At 40.7% G+C, this 21,960-nt stretch carries 19 protein-coding genes and 1 riboswitch; of the genes, 7 read left to right on the forward strand and 12 right to left on the reverse strand.

What is annotated here, in order from left to right; genetic code table 11:
• Positions 1 to 12: 12 nt before the first annotated feature.
• From LC090_RS13665 to LC090_RS13685, 5 genes are all read right to left on the reverse strand, one after another.
• A complete protein-coding gene (locus tag LC090_RS13665; RefSeq protein WP_226658588.1) occupies positions 13 to 807 on the reverse strand; it encodes an energy-coupling factor transporter transmembrane component T family protein in 795 nt (264 codons plus the stop codon).
• Entirely contained in the window at positions 785 to 2,233 is a 1,449-nt protein-coding gene (locus LC090_RS13670; protein WP_226658589.1) for an ABC transporter ATP-binding protein, read from the reverse strand. Before LC090_RS13670 ends, LC090_RS13665 begins: the two co-directional genes overlap by 23 nt.
• 11 nt (positions 2,234 to 2,244) lie before the next feature.
• The gene (locus LC090_RS13675; protein ID WP_226658590.1) at positions 2,245 to 2,823 is read right to left on the reverse strand and encodes an ECF transporter S component; all 579 of its coding nucleotides are present in this window, start codon (positions 2,821 to 2,823) and stop codon (positions 2,245 to 2,247) included.
• Positions 2,820 to 3,512: a thiaminase II gene (gene tenA, locus LC090_RS13680; RefSeq protein WP_226658591.1), complete on the reverse strand. Its 693-nt coding sequence runs from the start codon at positions 3,510 to 3,512 to the stop codon at positions 2,820 to 2,822. Before tenA ends, LC090_RS13675 begins: the two co-directional genes overlap by 4 nt.
• A gap of 141 nt (positions 3,513 to 3,653) precedes the next feature.
• A riboswitch (TPP riboswitch) is annotated at positions 3,654 to 3,756 on the reverse strand.
• Between the two features lie 37 nt (positions 3,757 to 3,793).
• Positions 3,794 to 4,957, reverse strand: coding sequence for a histidine kinase N-terminal domain-containing protein (locus LC090_RS13685; RefSeq protein WP_226658592.1), 1,164 nt, complete (start codon positions 4,955 to 4,957; stop codon positions 3,794 to 3,796).
• A gap of 143 nt (positions 4,958 to 5,100) precedes the next feature.
• Here LC090_RS13685 and LC090_RS13690 point away from each other — a divergent pair, with 143 nt between their 5' ends.
• The 4 genes from LC090_RS13690 (at position 5,101) to ligD (ending at position 8,664) form a co-directional block, all read left to right on the forward strand.
• A complete protein-coding gene (locus LC090_RS13690) occupies positions 5,101 to 5,970 on the forward strand; it encodes an SDR family oxidoreductase (RefSeq protein ID WP_226658593.1) in 870 nt (289 codons plus the stop codon).
• Between the two features lie 113 nt (positions 5,971 to 6,083).
• Positions 6,084 to 6,905 (forward strand): Ku protein, encoded by an 822-nt coding sequence (locus LC090_RS13695; RefSeq protein ID WP_226658594.1) that lies wholly within the window; start codon positions 6,084 to 6,086, stop codon positions 6,903 to 6,905.
• Entirely contained in the window at positions 6,902 to 7,804 is a 903-nt protein-coding gene (locus LC090_RS13700) for an RNA ligase family protein (RefSeq protein WP_226658595.1), read from the forward strand. The genes LC090_RS13695 and LC090_RS13700 overlap by 4 nt, the downstream gene beginning before the upstream one ends.
• The gene (gene ligD, locus LC090_RS13705) at positions 7,771 to 8,664 is read left to right on the forward strand and encodes a non-homologous end-joining DNA ligase (protein WP_226658596.1); all 894 of its coding nucleotides are present in this window, start codon (positions 7,771 to 7,773) and stop codon (positions 8,662 to 8,664) included. Before LC090_RS13700 ends, ligD begins: the two co-directional genes overlap by 34 nt.
• A 12-nt stretch (positions 8,665 to 8,676) precedes the next feature.
• Here the strand turns inward: ligD and LC090_RS13710 are convergent, their stop codons facing one another.
• The 4 genes from LC090_RS13710 to LC090_RS13725 form a co-directional block, all read right to left on the reverse strand.
• Positions 8,677 to 9,717 (reverse strand): LacI family DNA-binding transcriptional regulator, encoded by a 1,041-nt coding sequence (locus LC090_RS13710; RefSeq protein ID WP_226658597.1) that lies wholly within the window; start codon positions 9,715 to 9,717, stop codon positions 8,677 to 8,679.
• Positions 9,718 to 9,883: 166 nt separating this feature from the next.
• Positions 9,884 to 10,726, reverse strand: coding sequence for a sugar ABC transporter permease (locus tag LC090_RS13715; RefSeq protein ID WP_226658598.1), 843 nt, complete (start codon positions 10,724 to 10,726; stop codon positions 9,884 to 9,886).
• Between the two features lies 1 nt (position 10,727).
• Positions 10,728 to 12,011 carry a carbohydrate ABC transporter permease gene (locus tag LC090_RS13720; protein WP_226658599.1) on the reverse strand — a complete coding sequence of 428 codons (1,284 nt, stop codon included), beginning with the start codon at positions 12,009 to 12,011 and terminating at the stop codon, positions 10,728 to 10,730.
• 94 nt (positions 12,012 to 12,105) lie between these two features.
• On the reverse strand, positions 12,106 to 13,389 hold the full coding sequence (locus LC090_RS13725; protein ID WP_226658600.1) for an extracellular solute-binding protein: 1,284 nt from the start codon (positions 13,387 to 13,389) through the stop codon (positions 12,106 to 12,108).
• A 298-nt stretch (positions 13,390 to 13,687) separates the two neighbouring features.
• Between LC090_RS13725 and LC090_RS13730 the strand changes: the two genes are divergently transcribed.
• The 3 genes from LC090_RS13730 to LC090_RS13740 all read left to right on the forward strand — a co-directional run bounded on the left by LC090_RS13730 (position 13,688) and on the right by LC090_RS13740 (position 17,425).
• Complete coding sequence (locus LC090_RS13730; RefSeq protein WP_226658601.1) at positions 13,688 to 15,424, forward strand: glycoside hydrolase family 13 protein; 1,737 nt, start codon at positions 13,688 to 13,690, stop codon at positions 15,422 to 15,424.
• A 242-nt stretch (positions 15,425 to 15,666) separates the two neighbouring features.
• Positions 15,667 to 16,008 carry a P-II family nitrogen regulator gene (locus LC090_RS13735; RefSeq protein WP_224595073.1) on the forward strand — a complete coding sequence of 114 codons (342 nt, stop codon included), beginning with the start codon at positions 15,667 to 15,669 and terminating at the stop codon, positions 16,006 to 16,008.
• A gap of 22 nt (positions 16,009 to 16,030) precedes the next feature.
• Complete coding sequence (locus LC090_RS13740; RefSeq protein WP_226658602.1) at positions 16,031 to 17,425, forward strand: ammonium transporter; 1,395 nt, start codon at positions 16,031 to 16,033, stop codon at positions 17,423 to 17,425.
• 138 nt (positions 17,426 to 17,563) lie between these two features.
• On the opposite strand, the gene asnB is transcribed toward LC090_RS13740, so the two are convergent.
• The 3 genes from asnB to LC090_RS13755 form a co-directional block, all read right to left on the reverse strand.
• Positions 17,564 to 19,405 carry an asparagine synthase (glutamine-hydrolyzing) gene (asnB, locus tag LC090_RS13745; RefSeq protein WP_226658603.1) on the reverse strand — a complete coding sequence of 614 codons (1,842 nt, stop codon included), beginning with the start codon at positions 19,403 to 19,405 and terminating at the stop codon, positions 17,564 to 17,566.
• A 106-nt stretch (positions 19,406 to 19,511) separates the two neighbouring features.
• A complete protein-coding gene (locus LC090_RS13750; RefSeq protein ID WP_226658604.1) occupies positions 19,512 to 20,507 on the reverse strand; it encodes a class I SAM-dependent methyltransferase in 996 nt (331 codons plus the stop codon).
• Between the two features lie 16 nt (positions 20,508 to 20,523).
• On the reverse strand, positions 20,524 to 21,855 hold the full coding sequence (locus LC090_RS13755; protein ID WP_226658605.1) for an FAD-dependent oxidoreductase: 1,332 nt from the start codon (positions 21,853 to 21,855) through the stop codon (positions 20,524 to 20,526).
• Between the last annotated feature and the right edge of the window lie 105 nt (positions 21,856 to 21,960).

The raw sequence follows: 21,960 nt of genomic DNA on the forward strand, positions 1-21,960 counted from the left end.
CCAGCCGGTTTCTTAATTTCGAACATCCGTTATTCCAAAGTAAGGAAACGTATGACCAACCCAATAAGCAAGACCAAAGCCCGCCATGATATAGAGTACAAAATAAATGTCTACTTTTGAATAGGTCTGTTTGTAATAATACGTTCGTTCTTTGTTATTGAACTGCTTCGCCTCCATGGCCACCGCAATCCGATGGGCCCGTCGAATACTTTGAGAAAGCAATGGAACGGCATAGAGCATGATTGACTGTGTAACGCGTTGCAATCCTTTTTTCTTTTTTACCCCTCGGATAAGTAAAGCTGCCCTAAGCTGCTGAAACTCCTCCACCATCACTGGGAGAATGCGCACAGCCGCCATAAAACTATAGGCAAACCTTGGGGGCACTTTAAGCTGTTGAATGAGGGAATAGAATAGAAAGACAGGTCGAGTGGTAAGTGCAAATAACAGTCCTAATAATGCAAAATTTAATGCACGAAATCCAATGTGAAGGCCACGAAAGAAACTTTCTTCTGTAATGTGAATAATGCCCCATTTCCACCATGTTGTCGTCCCTTGACCAAAAAACATCATGCTAGAAGCACTAGAAAAAAACAAGATCAGAAATGGAATAAGCAAAAGTACGATGACCTTCCTCCGATGTCCGGTCGCAAAAAGCACGAGCAGTAACGGAACAAGTGTTAGATTACTAATCACATTTGGATTATGCACAAATAAGAGAATGAGAAACAAGGAAAGAAAGAAAATCAATTTAAAGGCCGGATTTAACCGATGAAGCCAGGTTTCTTCATACTGTAAAGTCCATTGCATGACGCTCTCCCTTCTCTCGACGTTCCCGCTTGCGGTCTTCAATTAGCTTTCCTTCTTGAATAACCCACTCTCTTGTCGCATAGTTGTGAACAATCATTTCATCGTGTGTAACCATAATAATCAGCATACCTTCTGTCCTTAACTCTTCAAATAATGCTAGAAGCTTAAACGTATTGCTTGCATCCTGTCCAAATGTTGGTTCATCTAATAATAGGACAGGTTGAGTACCAAACATAGCTGTTCCAACACTTAAACGCCTCTTTTGCCCAGTAGAAAGCTGGTAAGGATGAAGATCTTTTACGTGATATAAATCATAAGCCTCTAGCCAATTCCTCACTTTTTCTACTCCTTTGTCCTCCAGCATTTCAAGTGAGTAGACAAGCTCATCATAAACTGAATTCGTAATAAACTGAAATTCTGGATTTTGAAAAACAAAGGCGAGCTGTTCTCGCGATGCTTTAATCGTTTTTAATACTTTATCCCTTACTCTTTTCGTACCTGAAGTTTTCATGACATTCATTAAACTTAAAAGAAATGAACTTTTGCCAGCTCCATTCTTACCTGTTACCGCAATCCACTCGCCTTCATAAGCGGTCACATCAGACACTTCAATTTTTGAGCTTTTTCCTCGGTAGCCTTGCAACTGAGAAATGGACATGAGCTGTTGTCCTTTCTCATATGGTGCTGGGAGATTTTCATCCTGTTTATGGTCCGTCCATACACCAGGATACCAGATGCCATATTCCTTTAATTTGGGCTTATAAAATGAAAACACACTTTCCGGATCTGCATCTGCGATAATCTTTCCTTCCGAATCAAATAGTACAATTCGATCAACAAAGTGAATCACTTCATCAATTTTATGCTCCACAATAATCATCGTTTGTTTCGCATTGAGTTGCTTTATTGTCTTCCAAACTTCACTCGTCCCTTCAGGGTCAAGCAGAGCGGTTGGTTCATCTAGAAAGATCACCTCTGGTTCAAGAGCAAGCATAGAAGCGATGGCGAGACGCTGTTTCATTCCTTGAGACAGGGAGCTTATTTCGACATGGGGATCTTCAAAGTTAAGACCTACTTTCATTAGATAATGATGAATGAAACTCTTCATCTCTGTTTGTGGCACGGCACAATTTTCCAGAACGAAAGCAATCTCTTCATCCACGTACGGCATGCAAAACTGAGAATCAGGGTCTTGAAAAACGACGCCTGAAGATTCGGGTATCGCCACTTCATCAGCTTTCATTGGTACCGGAACAGCATTCGGAATTAATCCAGATAAAATTTGCAGCAAGGTTGATTTTCCACATCCGCTTGGACCTAGAAATAAAACTTTCTCTCCTTCTTTAATATGAAGAGACAATTTGTTAAATAATAACGTTTCTGCTCCCGCATATTTAACACGGAGATTTGATACCCCTACTTTCATGTTTCCACTCCTTATTGATCTAATGCCTTATAGTCCTTATCGCTTGCAGGTCTAACTAAGCTTGTAACCCCGGTTTTCTCCAACGCCTCTACAAGATAGTAAGCAAGGATTCCTGCTATTAAAAACCCACCTAACAAACGAGCCCCAACGAGAAGAAGTAAATTCCAAAGTGCAAGATCCATGACGTAACCATAGGCAACGTCCATAACGAGAGAGCCTACCGCTGCAGCAATCCCTCCGAGAGCAGCGACAAAAGCGGTATAGCGTTTGTAACCAAATAGTGCAAATAGTAATTCCGTCCCAAGTCCCTGCACGATCCCATATAATAGAACGGATAAACCGTATTCTGAACCTACGAGAAACTCTCCAGATGCAGCAGCGGTTTCTGCAAGTAAGGCAACACCTGGCTTACGCAATAAAAGCACAGCAACTGTTCCCGCGATAAACCACATCCCGTAAATAACATCCCCAATATGAAGACCAAATGGTTTAAAAATGTTGTATACCGGACCCCATATTTTGTAAATAATCCCAAATACAAGGGCGACCACAATCGTGATTAGAATATCTGATAGCTTTAATCGTTTCATACACGCTCACCTCTCTTAATCGCTACTGGCCATTCTTCCACACGATAAGCCATCTCCCAAAAACCATATTCCAACTGACAGCTACGAAGGAAATAATCTTTGATGCGCTTTAACTCTCGTTCTGGTGCCGTTTCGGCCCAATCATCCAGTATCTTTCTTAGCTGATCCGTCACAGGTTCCATTGATTTCTCTCCATAAAACGTCATCCAATCATAAAAAGGATGATCTTGTTTAGGGTTAACCTCTTCGATTAAACGCTGGCCAATTTCAAGGTATGTCCACGGACATGGCAATAGAGCTGCAACAATTTCACCTAGTGTTCCAGAATGTGCGGCATCAAGCATATGTCTCGTATAATGGTGTGCAGTCGGTGCAAGTGGATAGCCTTGTAGCTCTTCATAGGAAACGCCCGCTGCGCGACATAAATTATTATGTGGGTGAATTTCGCTATGAAGAACAAAAGAAATTTGCTCCTGAAAGAGAGTCATCTCCTTACGAGTTTCACATTTTGATAACGCAATCCCGTAGATTCGTACGAACGTATTCAAATACTCAAAGTCCTGCTTAACGTAATGGACTAATTGTTCCTTCTCTAACTTTCCTTCCGCAATCCCTCTCACAAATGGATGTTTAAAAATCGCCTCAAAAATTGGTGTAGCTTCCTCTCTTAACTGTTCTGTAAATGACATAAAAAAACTCCTCTCCGCTTTTCATCCAACTGATGAAGAGGAAAGGAGCTTGAATGCCGTTGACCCGTCATTTCTGAAACAACTCGCTTTCAACGTTTTTTACTACGTCAAAAAGCCGCTCCAGAAATGGAGCGGCTGCGGTGGCATCCGTCTCCACTTTCCTCCGCTGGCGCTAACCAGATCAGGTTCAAAGGGTCCAGGCACACCTGTCTCAGTCATGTAAATGACTCCCCTAGTGGATATCTAAAAAGCTTTTAATTTCATGATTTGATACTATTAAGCTACTCTTCTTTAACACCTTTGTCAACCATTACCGGTAGCTCAATTACAAATGTCGTTCGTTCTGGATTGGATTGAACCGAAATGATTCCCTCATGTTTTTCAATAATTTGTTTACATACTGATAAGCCAAGTCCAGTTCCGAGCTTTTTCGTGCTAATAAACGGTTGGAATATACTATCCACAAGATGAGAAGAGATTTCTCGACCATTATTCGAGATTTCAACGGAAACTCGTCCATGATTTTCTTTTGCTCTTAGCGTGATTTTCCGATTTTCGATAATGTTTTCATTTAATTCCTCTATGGAATTAATCATGATGTTTAGAATAACTTGTTTGATTTGCTCCTCAACACCAAATAGCGGGATATCAGGTGCAATCTCAGCCTCTACTTCGATATTCGATTCAAGAAGTCTTGGATAAAGAATCTCAATTGTATACCTTAATAGGCCACTTAAATTCAAAGAGTGAGGTCGATCATCGATTCCTCGCATTTTCGATAAAAAGAGAAATTGGCTAACTTTTTCTTCAAGACTCCTCATCTCACTGTTAAGGATTTTAAAATAATGATTTCCAGTTGAACCTTTTGCTTCGCATTCTTCTTCAATTAATTTCAGAAATCCCTTAATTGAAGTGAGCGGGTTGCGAAATTCATGCGCAAAACTAGCCCCAAGTTGACCAAGAATTGTTAAGCGATCACTATGCATTTCTTGAATAAATTTGTTTTTATCTTGAATGATACTATCTTTCAATTTCGTATATTCCGTAACAGAATGATAAGAATAAGCATTAAAGTAATTATTAATGATTTGTAGCCCTTCCGACAATTCATCTCTGTTAAAAGAAGATTCATTTAAAACCGCGAGCACCACGGATCGACCGAAGTTAATATTCGCAATAAATTCGCCTATATTAACATTTGCCTCAATTCGTTCATGGGCAATTTTTTTGGTTAGCGTGATGATCCAACTTTCATCCTGCACTCGAATATAGCGAGAAATCAGCTCAACCGTTCGCTTTCCATTTTTTATGATCTCTTCATAATACGGATCATCCTCAGAGATTTTTGCGCCAATTAGCCATTTTTCAACAATAATTGGCTGGCTCTCTTCTAAAAACGAAGCAAGCTGCTCTTTAAATTCAGATTCTTTTAGACCAACATTCATGTCTCTCGCCTCACAAACTACATTTAGGTACGTTTCATTTTATCATGTAATGTACCTCTCATCATTACTTCTCTTTGATTAGGTTTAGAAAACATAGGAATTGGTAAACTCTTACATAGAGACAATCTGAAAGGAGTGTTTATATGCGTCCAGATTTTAGACAAACAGACGGACAGCCCGCTCAGCATCAAAATCACCAACCAGGTTCTGAAAAAGAAATGAATCCTCTACCTTTGACAGAGGATAACGATTACAAAGGATCAGGAAAGTTGGCAAGTAAAGTAGCCCTTATTACTGGGGGAGATAGCGGGATTGGAGAAGCGGTAGCAATCGCTTATGCGAAAGAAGGCGCAAATGTAGCCATCGTCTATCTTAACGAACATGAAGACGCTCAAAATACGAAGAAACAAATTGAAGAAGAGGGAAGTGAATGCCTCTTATTGCCTGGGGATATTGGAGACGAAGCTTTTGCTACAAATGTTATTCATCAAGTCATTGAACACTTTGGACAGCTCGATATTTTAATTAATAATGCAGCAGAGCAGCACCCTAAACAAGGAATTGAAGATATTACAGCTGAGCAGCTTGAGAAAACATTTCGAACAAACGTCTTTTCAATGTTTTATTTAACGAAAGCAGCGCTACCTCATCTTAAGAAAGGGAGTGCGATTATTAACACTTCGTCCGTTACGGCCTATGAAGGTAATGAACAGCTGATTGACTACTCAAGTACAAAAGGAGCGATTACGACCTTTACGAGAAGCCTTGCTAAATCTCTTGTTGGCAAAGGAATTCGAGTGAATAGCGTTGCTCCTGGACCAATCTGGACGCCTCTCATTCCTTCTACCTTTTCCGCAGAAAAAGTAAAAAACTTTGGAACGAATACGCCAATGGGTCGGCCTGGACAGCCCGAAGAATTAGCCGCCGCTTATGTTCTGCTTGGTTCGGATGGCTCCTCTTATATGACTGGCCAAACCATTCACATCAATGGCGGACAGTTCGTTACTTCTTAAACACCTCCAATGGAGGTGTTTTTGTTCTCCTTTTCCTACTTACCATCATTTTCTATTATGATTTTTTCATCTCGTGAGAAGCTAAGTGAAAAGAATTGGAAAGGGTGAGTGTGATGCATACGATGTGGAAAGGAGCTATTAGCTTTGGATTAGTTAATATTCCTGTTAAGCTCTATGCTGCGACTGAAGATAAGGATATTAAGATGCGCTACTTACATAAGGAATGCCATACTCCCATTCAATATGAGAAGCGTTGTCCTAATTGTGATCGGCCCCTAGAGTCAGAAGACATTGTGCGTGGTTATGAATACGAAGAAGGTAAATTTGTCATCATGGAAAAGGATGAAATTGAAGCGCTAGCCCATGAAAAAAACAAATCAGTAGAGATTGTCGATTTCGTTGAGCTAAGTGATATTGACCCAATCTATTTCAATCGCTCCTATTTTATCGGCCCTAACGATCAAGGGACGAAACCATATATGTTATTAAAGCAAGCTATGGAAGAGTCCGGAAGAATTGGACTCGCAAAAATCACAATAAGATCAAAGGAACACCTTGCAGCTGTGCGCGTTTATGACAAGGGGTTAATACTTGAAACCATGTATTTTCCAGATGAAGTCAGAGAGATTGGGAACGTTCCAGATATTCCAGAAGAACTTGAAGTAAGTGATAAAGAAAAAAAGTTAGCAAAGCAGCTAATCGAACAGCTTACAACAAAATTTGATCCTTCTCAATACAAAGATGAACGACGAGAAGCGATTTTGGCTCTCATTGAAAGTAAGATATCGGGGAATGAAATTAAGGTTGTCGAAGAAAAACCCAAAAGAAATGTGGCTGATCTCATGGATGCTTTACAAGCAAGTCTGGATACAAGTCCAAAAGCTCCGCCTAAAAAGAAAAAAGCTGCACCTAGAAAAAAGAAGGTTGCTAAATGACATCGCCTTATCTTCCTATGCTCCTAACACTCACTACCTCAGTGCCTCATACAGCGAACTGGTTGTATGAGGTTAAATATGATGGGTATCGTGCCATTTTAGAATGGAATGGAAGCCGAATCATCTTAACTAGCCGAAATGGTCATAACTTAAATGATACATTTCAATTCTTATCTCTTTCACTCACAAAATTATTCAAAGAAGCTAACATACCGCCCTGCGTTTTAGATGGTGAAGTATGTGTTGTAAAAAATATGTTCTTCGCTAACTTTGAAGCCCTTCACACCGGTGAAAGGGAAAATCTTTCGTTTATGGGGTTTGATCTATTAGAGTTAAACGAAGATACCTTTTTATCAACTCCACTACAGCAAAGGAAAATGCACCTCAAACAGGTAATCAATAACCTTCCTCCAAATAAAAGTATCTATTATGTTGACTCTTACAGTGAAGACGCTCCGCTATGGAAGTTGATTACATCCAACAACGGCGAGGGTATGATATGCAAAAAGGCAGACAGTTACTATACTCCAGGAAAGCGCTCGAAAGAATGGTTAAAGTTAAAAAACTGGAAAATCGCAATTGTATTTTTACATGCTTTTGATCAATCAAATGGGTATTTTCACGTAGCAGTTAATCGAGCTGGAGAGATTTATAAGGTGGGGACCTTCTCACACGGTCTTCGTTCTGAAGAAAGATCCGTTTTAATTGAGGTCGTGAAACGTAATCGAGCGTCCGAAAAGTCAGGAGTAATGTACGTAAACCCCGGAATCGTCCTTACTCTCAAATACCTCGACCTTTATAAAGAGAAATTAAGACACCCCAGGTTTGATAAGTTTTGTTTTGAAAAGTCTTGGGAGGAATGTACATGGGAAAACATTCAATCACAGTGGGAGAAATAGAAATGACCATTACCAATCCTGAGAAGCTTTTATGGAAAGGGGTAACGAAGGCGGACTATCTACATTATTTAACGAAGATTTCTCCACTAATGCTCCCATATCTTAAAGATAAACCATTAACGGTTATTCGCTATCCTGATGGTATAGACGGTGAAGCCTTTTATCAGAAAAACTGTCCTGAATACGCTCCTGATTTCATTCAAACGATCCAGTATCATGATCATAAATCCATCATCTGTTCCGATTTGCCTACCTTACTGTGGCTCGGGAACCAGGCTGCCATTGAATTCCATACCCCTTTCGCTCCCTTTCAAAGTGAAGATCCTTCCGAGATCGTCTTTGACCTGGACCCACCTTCGCAAAAAGCTTTTAATTTAGCAGTTGAAGCAGCAAAGCAAATAAAAATCATCCTAGACCGGCTTCATTTAACCGGATTTTTAAAATTATCAGGTAACAAAGGCCTACAGATTCACATTCCTCTCCCACTAAATACGTTCACATATGATCAAACAAAAACCTTTACATCATTCATAGCCAATTACTTAGTTGAAATAAATCCTGAACATTTTACGATTGAACGACTAAAAAAGAACCGACAAGGTCGTCTATATATTGATTATGTTCAACATGCAAGTGGTAAGACAATTATTGCTCCTTATTCAGTACGCGGTAATCAAAGTGGACTTGTTGCAACACCAATCGAATGGAGTGAGGTAACAGATCATTTAACACCGTTACATTTTTCAATGAAAGAAGTATTAAAAAGAAAGGTAAGTCCCTTTCGCGGCTATGAGGAGGCAAGAGTTGAACAACCCTTCCAAGAAATCCTCAGTTGGCTTATTGCCCAGAATAAAAAATAACCGCCAGAGCGGTTATTTTCCTTCCAAATCGTCATTTAGGGTTTGTACCGTCCATCTTTCAACTACTTTATGAGGCACGCAAACACGCTTGTTTCCTGAATCAGGATCACTAATTTTCTCTAGCAGGCAATTAACCGCCTGATAGCCTAGTTGAAAAATGTTAATATCGACAGAGGTGAGCGGCGGGCTGGAATATTCCGCTAGCATGACATTGTTAAAGCTAATGATGGAAACATCTTCTGGAACAGATAGCCCCATCTCATCAAGCTTGCTCATTATTCCAAGAGCCATCAAATCATCGGCAACAACGAGCGCTGTTGGGGGCTTTTCTAAAGAGAACAGCTCCATAACCGCTTCTTGCCCACCCTCTTTCAGGAATTCGACATGGACAACGTAATCCTCTTCATACGGAATATCAGCTTCATGGAGCGCTTTTTCATACCCGCTTAGTCGATCCACTGTTACGACAAGATCTAAATTCCCTCCGACGAACGCAATGTGCGTATGGCCTTTTTTAATAAAATGTTCCGTTACATCTTTAGCTGCTCGAAAATTATCGTTATCTACATGAGTAATGGAATCTGGATTCACTAATGGTTTTCCAATCACTGTGAATGGAAAGTTCTGTTGCTCCAAAAATGCCATGATCTTATCATCGATTCTTGAGTAAAGCATGACGATGCCATCCACTCTTCGACCGTGAACCATTCCCATAACGCCTTCGAGCATCTCTTCTTCCGTCGCACCAGTTGAAAGATAAAGCGTGTATTCTTTCTCATGAGCCTTTGTGCTAATCCCACGAAGCACTTCAGGAAAGAACGGATTTTGTAATGCTTTGTCTGCGGAACTTGGCATCACAAGGCCAAGCGTTTGGGTACTTCGATTGGCAAGGCTTCTTGCATTATAGTTAGGATGGTAGCCAAGGTCTTCCATCGCTTCTCTTACACGGCGTTTCGTTCGTTCACTAATACGGGGGTTATTTGCGATGACGCGTGATACTGTCGATGGCGCGACATTCGCAAGTTTTGCTACATCTTTTATCGTTACAGCCATTGGAAATCCTCCTATACAAAGCTAGCGCTTTAGTGCTGATCAACATTTTATTTAGAACGACCTAATCATTTATTGTAAACGATTTCTTCCTAAAAAGACATCTCATAAAAAGAGAAAGAAGGAATAAGAGAAGCTTTCCTCTTCATCTTCTTTCTCCAATCAAGAATTAGCCTTTTGTTCCTCCAGCAGTTAGGCCGGAAATAAAGTAGCGTTGTAACGATAGGAATAGAATTGAAATAGGTATAGCGATTAAAACAGATCCAGCCGCAAATGTTGTAAACTCATTACCGAACTGATCTGAAATCATTTTGTAAAGTCCTACTGCAAGCGTAAATTTCTCTTCACTTCTTAGGATTACTTGCGCAAGGATAAAGTCCGTAAAGGGTGTAATGAAGCTAAATAATGCTACTACAGCAAGGATCGGTTTAGCAAGCGGCAAAATAATTTGCCAGAAGATCCGAAAGTGTCCTGCCCCGTCAATCCTTGCAGACTCGTCAAGTTCTTTTGGAATTGTATCAAAATACCCTTTGGCAAGCCACGTATTCATGGGAAGTAGCCCACCAGCGTAAACAAGGATCAATGCAAAGTGCGTATCCAACAACCCAGTGATATAAGCAAGTACATAAATGGCGATAAGCGCTGCAAAGTTCGGGATCATTTGAAGAATTAAGAACGTCATCAAGCCATTTTTACGTCCAACGAAGCGGTATCGTGAAAAGGCATAGGCCATACTAGAAATCATAGCTACAGCTAGAATCATTGTGATAATACAAATCTTCAGCGTGTTCCAATACCAAAGTAAATAATCACTTTCAGCGGTATTAAATAACGATTTGTAATGAGCGAGCGTCGCATCTTTCGGTATAATCGATGAGCCTGATAGGCTATCACCAGGATTAAACGAAGAACCTACGATCCATAGAACCGGGTATAAAATAATGACACATGCGATCGCGATGGCAATATAGGACAATGTTAAGCGTACGGTATTCTGCATTTTTGGACTCATATTACATCATATCCTCTTCTTGGAATGATTTCGTTCTTCTAAACTGCCACAGAGCAACACCGATAACAATGGCTGATAGAATCATTGTAATAGCGGCCGCTTTGCCGTATTGTGCGGATGTAAAGGTTAGCTTGTAAATCCACGAAATTAAAATGTCAGTTGAACCGGCTGTTTGACCTGATACAGCAGGTCCACCACCGTTAAACAAATAAATCACATTAAAGTTATTAAAGTTAAACGTATATTGCGTAATCAAAATAGGTGCGATAGCAAACAGCACCATCGGAAGCGTTATCCCTCTGAACTTCTGCCAAATATTCGCTCCATCAACCGTTGCAGCTTCATATAATTCATCTGGAATGGATTGTAACACCCCTGTTACCATTGCGAAAATAAACGGGAATCCAAGCCAGAACTGTATTAAAATTAAAGCAACTTTCGTCCAAAATGGCTCTGTTAACCATGGAATTGCATCAATTCCGAAAGCTGCTAAGATGTCATTGTTAATCGCACCAAACGTTTCGTTGAACATTCCTGCAAAGACAAGGATGGAAACGAATGCCGGTACTGCCCAAGGCAAGATAAAGATTGTTCTAAATATGCCTTTGAATTTAAGGTCTTTTTGATTCATTAAAACAGCAAGGAAAATACCAATCGCAATTTGCCCAGTCGTTGCAACAAATGTCCAAACGATCGTCCATGAGAAAACATCTAAGAAAGTATCACGCCAAATATCTAACTTAAATATATCAATATAGTTCTGAATGCCGACCCAATCAACTAAGTTAGCTGGAGGTGAATGATAAAGATCATAGTTTGTAAATGATAGTAAAATAACGAACAAGATTGGAAAAATCACGACAAAGATTAATAAGAAAAACCCTGGTGATAACATTAAGTAAGGAAAACCTTGATCCGTAACATTTCGGTATTGCTCTTTAACAGAATTTAAAGGGATGCCGAGATCACGATTTCTTCCGTTCAAGTATGCATCCCTCAAGTTTAAGAAGTAAATGACCAATCCAATTAGGATAACAAGAACAGCGATAATTCCCTGTGTCAATAAGAAAATGGAATGATCTCGCGGGAGCTTTTCTCCTAACGTAACGATCCCCCATAGTCCAATGTTGATTAAGTCAGCAAAAGCAACTGCAAAGGAAACCGTTAGAATGAAGAACATTAGTCCTTTGAGGATTTGCTTGTTATAGAACTGACCAAATCCAGGGATGATTGAGAGTGCTAATGCTGTTTTGCGATGCTTCGTTTGACGTTCAGTTGCCTCCATCGTGATGGCAATCCCCTTTCTTATCCCCACTTTCTAGCTTTAAAGTGAGAAGCAGTACCCCGTTTCCGGAGTACCGCTTTGAATTTTCAAATCATTAGTTACTGTGATTTTGTTCAATTTGAGACTTAATTGTTTTCGTAGCTTCATCTAGTGCTGCTTTCGGTTCTTGCTTGTTTGTTGCAACAAGTTGAAGTGCAGATGCTGCTGGTTCCCATACTTCAGCCATTTCTGGAATGTTAGGCATTGGCACACCATATTGAGACTGAACCGCTACTGCAGACGCACCTTCATTATCAGCAATAACTGGATCTTCAATTAGTGATTTCACTGGAGGAATTTCAGCAGTTTTTTCATAACGAATCTTTGCATTTTCCTCGTTCGTTAACCATTCAACAAGCTTTGTAGCCCATTCTTTGTTTTCAGAGAAGTTACTTACGTGCCAGCCTTTAACACCGATAAACGTTTTAAAGTTTTCACCGTTTGGTAGTTTCGGCATTGGAGCTACACCAATATCAATACCAGCGTCTTTATAGCCCTGGAATGACCACGGTCCGTTCATAACAGAAGCGGCTTTCCCTTCATTAAAGAGACCATCCATCGTTGATCCACCGTTTTCACCAATAAGCCCTTTAGGGAACAGCCCTTCTTCGTACCACTTCTGAATATACTGAGTACCTTCGACTGCGCCTTCATTGTTAAGACCAAGATCTTGTGGGTTTAAACCTTCATCTGTGCGATCAAATACATAGCCACCATATCCTGCTAAGACAGCGTTCGCAAAATAGAAATTATCCCAAAGTGCAAGGAAGCCATACTGCTTGTCTTTTGTATAATCTTTCGCGAAATCATAGACTTCATCCATTGTTTCTGGTGCTTTATCCATTAGCTCTTTGTTATAAATAAAGACAGGTGTTTCTGTCGCTTTTGGTAATCCGTAAAGCTTTCCATCAAAGTTTTCTGCTTGGATAGAAGACTCTGTAAACGTATCTACAACAGACTGTTCAACTTCAATTGGAGAAATAAGTCCCTCAACTGCCGCTTGTCCAATTTGGTCATGTGGAAGTGTAATGACGTCAGGCCCTGTTCCAGCCGGACCGTCAAGACGAATTTGCTCTCTAATTTCATCCGCCATTCCTAGTTCTTTAAATTCTACTTTAATGCCATACTCTTCTTCAAAACTAGCAATGGCAGGTTCAAGCGCAATCCCTTTATCTGTATCTTCCCAAACAACGAGCTTCTCAGGTTTGTTAGCGTCATCCCCTTCAGAATCACTGCCTCCACCGTTACTTGAAGCGTTTTCATTGTTTTGCGGTCCGCATGCTGCAAGAACGCCGATTGCAAGAACTAGAGTAAGAAACAAAGCGAAAAAGCGTTTCATGTGTTAACCCCCTCTTAAATTTACGATCATCATACAAGCGCTTTCATTCATTTCGTGAAAACGATTGCACTGACTTTCTATAACCTATTATACATGGCTACTATTTTTTCGCAACCGTTTGCACAAAGTTTTTTCAAAATTTTTTCGACATACCAAATCCTCCTTGTTTTTTACATTTGACTAGAAGCAATTGATCTTCTACATTTGATAAAGAAGGATCCACTTCCCTTCATGATAAAAAGCTGAGGGTCTTTTTTCAAAAAACACTGCAAGCGATTGCACAAGGAGGTTCACCTTAATGCTCAAAGAAGCCATTTATCACCGCCCGAAGAACAACTATGCCTATGCCTATAATGAAGAGACACTACACTTAATGATACGTACGAAGAAAGACAATCTTACTTCCGTTTCCCTCATTTATGGGGATCCTTACGATTGGCAAAACAACCACTGGCAATTTACTTCTCAACCAATGAAAGTAAGCGGTTCGGATTCACTGTTCGACTATTGGAGCATTTCGATTCAACCCCCTTATCGACGATTGCGGTACGGTTTCTATCTTGAAGATCATGAAGAAGCTTATGTTTATACAGAAAAAGGCTTCTTTACTAAGCAACCTGAAGATACGAATGACTATTTTAGTTTCCCTTTCCTAAATTCTGCTGATGTTTTTACTGCTCCTGCCTGGGTAAAGGAGACAGTGTGGTATCAAATTTTTCCTGAAAGGTTTGCAAACGGGGATGCTTCTCTTAACCCTGAAGCCACCCTTCCGTGGGGAGAATTTCCTCCAAAGCAAAACAACTTTTTTGGTGGTGACTTTCAGGGAGTCCTTGATCACCTGGACCATTTAACAGAGCTCGGAATAAGCGGTATTTATTTCACCCCAATTTTCAAAGCTGAATCCAACCATAAATATGACACCATTGATTATATGGAGATTGATCCCCAATTCGGGGATAAAGAAACGTTTAAAAGACTCGTTCAGGCGTGTCATGAACGGGGTATTAAAGTGATGCTCGATGCGGTTTTCAACCATAGTGGCTATTACTTTAAACCGTTTCAAGATTTGCTCAAGAACGGTGAAAGTTCACGGTACAAAGATTGGTTTCACGTGCGTTCTTATCCGATCGAAACGAAGCCTATTCCGTCCTATGATGCTTTTGCTTTTGAAGCAAAAATGCCTAAACTAAATACAGAGAATCCTGAAGTTAAGGATTACTTGCTTCAAGTTGGCCGCTATTGGGTCGAAGAATTTGATATTGACGGATGGCGTTTAGATGTCGCGAACGAAATTGATCACCGATTTTGGCGTGAATTCAGAAAAGAAGTCAAAAAAGTGAAACCTGAACTCTATATTCTTGGGGAGATCTGGCATGATTCAATGCCCTGGCTCGAAGGAGATCAGTTTGATGCGGTAATGAACTATCCTCTAACATCAGCCCTTCTCGATCATTATGCACACAGTAAAATCACAGCCGAAACAATGGGGAATCGTCTCTCTTCCCTCCTTCACTCCTATCCTACTAACGTAAATGAGGTTGCATTTAATCTACTAGGAAGTCATGATACACCGAGACTTTTGACATTAGTAAATGGAAAAAAAGAAGTTGTGAAACTGATGTATATTCTACAATTCTCCTTTCCAGGAACACCGTGCATTTACTATGGCGATGAAATTGGTATGACAGGTGGCGCTGATCCTGGATGTCGTGAATGTATGAATTGGAATGGTAATGAACAAGATTCAGAACTATTTCAGTTTCTTCAAACGCTTGTCTCCTTAAGAAAACAACATTCCGCTTTCGGTAATGAGGGACATTTCGAAGTTATAGATGCAGATGAAACGCTAATTCAGTATCAGAAACAAGGAAAGAACGAAACTTTACTCTTTCTATTAAACAATTCGCCTAATAAAGTTTCTGTTAACCTTTCTCCAACGAAGAAAAAAATAAATTGTTTATTAGGCGGTCGTTATGAGCCTGACTCTCCTCTTCAATTAAATCCGTTTGGTTACGCCATATTAAGTTATTCATAAGTAAAAAACTCCTGGACCAAAGTCCAGGAGCTTTTTATGTCTCTAAAGTGCCATTTCTTTTGTAAGCGCAACCACCCTTACTACTTCTATACTATCCTGAAGATGCTTATCCGATAAGGTTAGATTATATAACAAACTATTTTAAATTTTCTAAAAATAAACTTGAATTTCGCGTTTTCTCAGCATAACATGAGGATATAGAAAAAAGGTAATGTTAGAAAAACTGACATGGAGGGTCTTACATGAAAAAAGTAGAAGCTATTATTCGTCCTGAAGCATTCCAGGATCTGAGAGATCGTTTGAGAGATGAGGGGATCACCGGCATGACTGTATCTGAAGTAGCCGGATGCGGGTTACAAAAAAAGCAAACAGGTGTATTCAGAGGCAGCCACTTCGAAGTCTCACTTCAGGCAAAAATTAAAGTAGAGCTCGTTTTTGATGATCATCTTCTTGATCATGTGACCAAAACAATTCGTGATGTTTGTGCAACTGGTGAAGTAGGCGACGGTAAAATATTCGTCTATCCGGTAGAAGATGTTATCCGCATACGATCAGGTGAACACGGGCTAACAGCATTTAAATAAACTTAAAAGGATGATAAACAGTATGAAAAAAATCAGTGGTTTGTTCGCACTTCTTTTCCTTCTTTCAGGTGGGCATGTTTTTGCTGCAGGGGATGCCTCAGAGGTAGCCGTCCTAAGTGCTTCAATGGATACAGTTTGGATTATGATAGCTGCTTTTCTCGTATTTTTTATGCATGCAGGATTTGCAATGGTTGAAACGGGATTTACTCGTTCCAAAAATGCGTTAAACATTTTAATGAAAAATTTACTTACCATGTCGATCGGAGCTGTCCTGTATTTTATTGTTGGGTATGGATTGATGTTTGGTTCATCTGCCGGCGGATTTATCGGTAGTGACGGTTTTCTACTCTTTGGACAATCTGAGAATATTGGCTTCTTCGTTTTCCAGGCAGTCTTTGCAGCAACTTGCGCCACGATTATCTCTGGAGCAGTAGCTGAGCGAATGAAACTCATTAGCTATATCGCTGTTACAGTTGTCATGATCGGATTTGTCTACCCTGTGGTCGGTCATTGGATCTGGGGTGGCGGATGGCTTGCCGAATTAGGATTTACAGACTTTGCAGGTTCTACAGTCGTTCATATGACTGGTGCCCTTGGTGCAGTCGTTGCAGTAGCCTTCCTTGGCGGTCGTCTTGGCAAATACTCAAACGGCAAAGTAAATGTTATTCAAGGACATAACATTCCACTTGGTGCTCTCGGCGTCTTCATACTCTGGTTCGGTTGGTTTGGATTTAATGCAGGTAGTACTCTTTCTGCAAGCGATGCACTTATTCCTACAATTGTAGCCACCACTCTTCTTTCAGCTTCAAGTGGTGTGATCGGTAGTGCCCTTTACTCTTATATTAGATATAAACAAATTGATGCTTCCTTAACCTTAAACGGCGCTCTTGCCGGTCTCGTTGGTATTACAGCAGGTACTGCAAGCGTCTCCCCAATTGGCGCTATGTTTATCGGTCTTATCTCAGGAGTTATTTTAATTGAAGCTGTTCAACTGATTGATCGTCGCGTCAAATTAGATGATCCAGTAGGAGCGATTGCAGTTCACGGCGTATGCGGAGTATGGGGAACACTTGCAGTTGGGCTTTTCGCCATCGATGGCGGCTTATTCTACGGAGGCGGCGCATCCCTTCTCCTTGTTCAAGCAATCGGTATTCTAGCTGTAATGGCATGGACATTGGGCACAGTTGGTATCTTTTTATTCATTTACACCCGTTTTTCTTCTATACGCGTCTCCCGTGAAGAAGAAATTCAAGGACTGGATTTCGCAGAGCACGGTTCTACTGCTTACGAGGTTAGAGGCGGAATTCTTAATAACAATGAAAGCCCCTCTTCTAGCTCACCATTTGGCCATGGATTAGTCGAACGACTAAACGGACTCGAACCTCCGAAGGAAAGAAAAGCGGAAACTAGCGTTTAGAATCTACAAGACTTGCTAATAAGATTATTGTTCATTTGAAGAATACCTTTTTAACTTTCAAGATTTCAAAACATCAATAAATCTTTTCGTCATATCGCCTCAAAAAAAAGGACCGAAGCCATGTGCTTCGGTCCTTCTTTAATCAACTAAATCCACTTTATGATGTTCCATCCAATAATTAATCTGAGCGAGATGCGCGATTAGCTGAGGTCCTGCCATCAGTTGGCCAAACCATGGAACTTTAAATGCTTTGCCTTCTGAATCAACAATTTCCTGCACCACTTTAGCATCAATTAACTCAAGAAGTGGCGCCTGCTTATGGTTAAGCGTATCTTGGAGCCATGCGGATACAGCTTTCGTATAGGCAGGATGATAAGTCTTAGGATAAGGGCTCTTTTTCCTGTAGAGCACATCATGCGAGAGCGTTCCAGTCATCGCTTTTCGTAATAGCCCCTTCTCTCGTCCATCAAGCATTTTCATTTCCCACGGTACATTCCAAACATATTCAATAATGCGATGGTCAGAAAACGGTACTCTTACTTCCAGACTAGCTCCCATACTCATACGATCTTTTCGTTCGAGGAGTGTCGTCATGAACCAGTTTAAGTTCAGATAAAAGAGTGCTCTTCTCTTGGCTTCGATTTCACTTTCCCCATCCAGTATTGGCGTTTCTTTCATCGACTCGCGATACCTTTCAGTCACGTAATCTTCTAATTTTAATTTAGTGCGAACGTCTTCTTTCAACATCGCCTGTCTTTCAACCGTCGATCGCATCCAAGGAAACTGTTCTTTATCAAGTAATTCTGGCTTATGAAACCATGGATACCCCCCAAAGATTTCATCCGCACATTCACCTGAAAGCGCAACAGTTGCATGCTTTTTGATCTCCTTCGAGAACCATAGTAAGGAAGAATCGACATCTGCCATTCCGGGAAGATCACGACATTCAATCGCCTCTTTTAGATGGTGAACAAGCTGAGCGGTATCAATCACACAGTTCGTATGATCGGTTGCAAGCTCTGAAGAAACTTTCTTTATCCATGGCGCATCTGAATTAGGCTGAAATTCACTGCTCTTAAAGTACTTATCATTATCTACGTAGTCAACGGAAAAAGAGCGTAGCGTCCCCTTTCCTTCCTCCTGAAAAGCGCTTCTCGCAACAGAAGTAATGGCGCTTGAGTCAACCCCGCCGGATAAAAATGTACAAACCGGAACATCGGCAACAAGCTGTCTTCTAATCGAATCTTTTAAAAGGTCTCCCACCTTTTCTACTGTCGTTTCAAGATCATCCGTGTGCTCACGACTTACGACATCCCAGTAGCGCCATATTCGAATACCGCTTCGTTCAAACTTCATAGCAAATCCTGGTCGTAGCTCATTGATTCCGCGGAAAACACCGTGACCAGGCGTTCGAGATGGACCTAACCCAAAAATTTCTTGTAATCCTCCTCGGTCAATCTCCGTTTTAACATCTGGATGAGCGAGTATGGCTTTTAATTCCGAGCCGAATTGAAGCGAGCTTCCACTGTGTCTATAAAATAACGGCTTCACTCCGAGACGGTCTCTTGCCAGAAAAAGCTTTTCCCCATCCCAAATACCAAAAGCAAATATGCCATTTAAATGCTCAACGCATTTTTCTCCCCACTCGATATAGCACGTTAAAAGCACTTCTGTATCCGAATGTGATTGAAACGTATATCCTTTTCCAAGGAGGACTTTACGCAGATCTTCCGTATTGTACAATTCACCGTTATAACAAATGGTATAGTCAGTTTCACCATGTTTTCTCGTCATCGGCTGACTTCCACCCGCTGGATCGACGACAACTAATCGTGTATGACCAAATCCACAATGTCCGTTAACCCAGCAATTGGAAGCATCTGGTCCTCTTTTTGACAAGGTACGCGCCATATGCTGGAGGACTTTCTGTTCACCCGTTAGGTTCTGTTTCCAATCCACCCATCCCGTTATTCCACACAAAAAGATCTTCCTCCCCTCGTTGCTCTCTGTTCACAATATGCATACGCCCAAGTTTCGTGCAAAATGTCTTATGAACAACGAAAAAAAGAGACCTTCGCTAAAGGCCTCACACTTTTTGAAAACGCAAGAAGTACCATGCGCCTTCTTTTACTACCGGCTTTACCTGCTTTAATTGAAATCCGGTTTCTGTTGCGAGTTCCGTCATTTCCTTTCGGCTCGGTAGAGGATACAAATTCTCATGTGCACTCATAAAACTGTTAAAAGCAGCTGAGAAGGCGTGTCCATGTTTGGATTCATGCATTGGAGTAATAATAACCAGCTGTCCTTTTTCTCCAGTTACCTCATATGCTTTCTGGAAAAGATGCCGCCTCTCTTCAGGTGCGAAGTAGTATAGTAAATTATTCATCATCGCCACATCAAACGGCACTCCATCCCACTTCCACGTCATCATATCATCTGGATAGAGGCTAATCGGTGATTTTAACGGAAAATGAATATTAGCCTCAGCATCTAGACAAACGGAGCGGTTCTTTTCAATGCCTACAAGTTTCATATTTTCAAGCTTTGCTCCGATGCGTGATAAATATCCGGCGTAACCAGCACCAAAATCAATGACCGATGTTGCATTAGTCGCTTTTATGGCTTGATAAATTTTTGGAAAAGCAAACCGTTCAATAAAACTTGACGTTGCTGCAACGGTCCCCCCATAATCCTCTTCCTGATAGAGGGCATGATGGTTTTTATTTAATAAGTCTGGATATGAAAGCAGAATCGGGATATGTAATTCCATCATTTCTTTCAATAGAATTCCAACAGACTGCTCACTGTTTTTCGATATTGATTCAAGCATGTGTTTCTTTGAACGAATTTTTCCATTCTTATCACTTGTTAAATGACCGATTGCCACACCTACCTCAGCCCATCTTGTTAAAAGTAGTTCATTCATGTCTCGTTTCGTCGCGACACTTGAGACGGTGGTGAATGCTTCAAATTCATCAAATAAATCGTGTACATAGCCAACGTGAGCGTGCCAGGCGTACAAAAAAGGTTCGTTGCTTTTCATCCATTTCCGAGCTCGCCAAATCTTTATTATTTCTTTCATTGTATATCCTCCCGTCTCATTTGCGATACCAGGGAAAGTCATCCTCCTTCGTAAACATAACTTCCCTTTCAGGTCGTTTACTAATTTTCCCATTCCCTATTGAAGCTGGAATGAATCCTGCTTGTTTCATTCGATCCAACACGTTAAATTTCCAAATGCCAAGTCCGGATGTGTTTAACATTTGTTTAAAATGTAGAAGCGGGGAATGCTCTGTTTGATTCACGCCCTTTATTCGCAGTTTCTGCCATGACCGATATGGGAACGAGTATAGCAATGCAGCCTGATGACTTAAGGTAGATACGTATTCCGCTCGCGGCTTTCTTACTTTCTCATACCATTTCAAATGCTTCCATTCCGTTTGATTCGTTTGAAACATCCAGCATAGAAGTTCTCCTAATACATCTGAATCCTGTATAGCAAGATTCATACCTTCACCCGCCATTGGATGAACACTATGAGCCGCATCTCCAGTTAAAATCAAATTGTTCTTCACGTAATTTGAAACATTGTGTCTGACCGGAATCATGAGCTGAATCTTTTTCCACGTATCAATTTGATGAACGTATCCTTCAAGCTCAGGCATAAGTTCGCAATAAGCACGGTAGAATGATTCTAATCCTTCTTCACGCATCGTTTTAAACTCACCAGGTTTAATGAGAAGTACGCTTCTTACCTGGTTATCTGGGAGTGGAAAAAGACCAACAAACTTATTCTGTGTTGTAATGATTGTCGATTGATTGAGCGTCTCTGGTCTCGGGAATGAAACCGTTAAAAAATGATGATTGTACTTTGTATTTTTCATTTCAACTTCCATCGCTGTTCGAGTTGGAGATGCTCTCCCTTCAGCACCAATATAAAAGTTTGCGTGAATTTCACGCTCTCCTTCTTTCGTTTGTATAATCGCTTTCCTTTTCTCCGGGGACCCTTCGGTAAAACCAGTCAACTTTGCCGGCTGGATATAATCGACCGAGTCGTATTTTGAAGCCTCTTCAAATAGAAGTTCCTTTAGGCGTTCGTGTGGAATCATCAATGACGTATTATAAGGAGACGGAATCACACCATAGCGGAATTCATTCGCACTTAGCTGCTCCATCGTCCCATCGTCTTTTTGGTTATACTCATAAAATTGAATAGAAGGTAGTAGAAAACCATTTTTCTTTACTACGTCTAACACATTTATGCGATCAAGTACTTCAAGGCTTTTAGGCTGTAAAAGTTCACCTTTATAAATTAAACCGCTCTTTCTATCTTTTTCGATTAATAGCGTTTTCACATGACACTGACCTAATTTAACAGCGAGCGTAAGTCCTGATATCCCTCCACCAATGATCATCACATCATAATCCATGTACCATCACCTCTTCTTCGCTACATTTCTATTCCCTTCCAATTGTTGCTTGAAACAGTCGAAGCACATTGCGGCAGCTCAGCTCCCGGACTTCATTCTTCACTA

It is taken from the genome of Guptibacillus hwajinpoensis (assembly GCF_020524165.1).
In the GTDB taxonomy this organism is placed as follows: Bacteria; Bacillota; Bacilli; order Bacillales; family Guptibacillaceae; genus Guptibacillus; species Guptibacillus hwajinpoensis_D.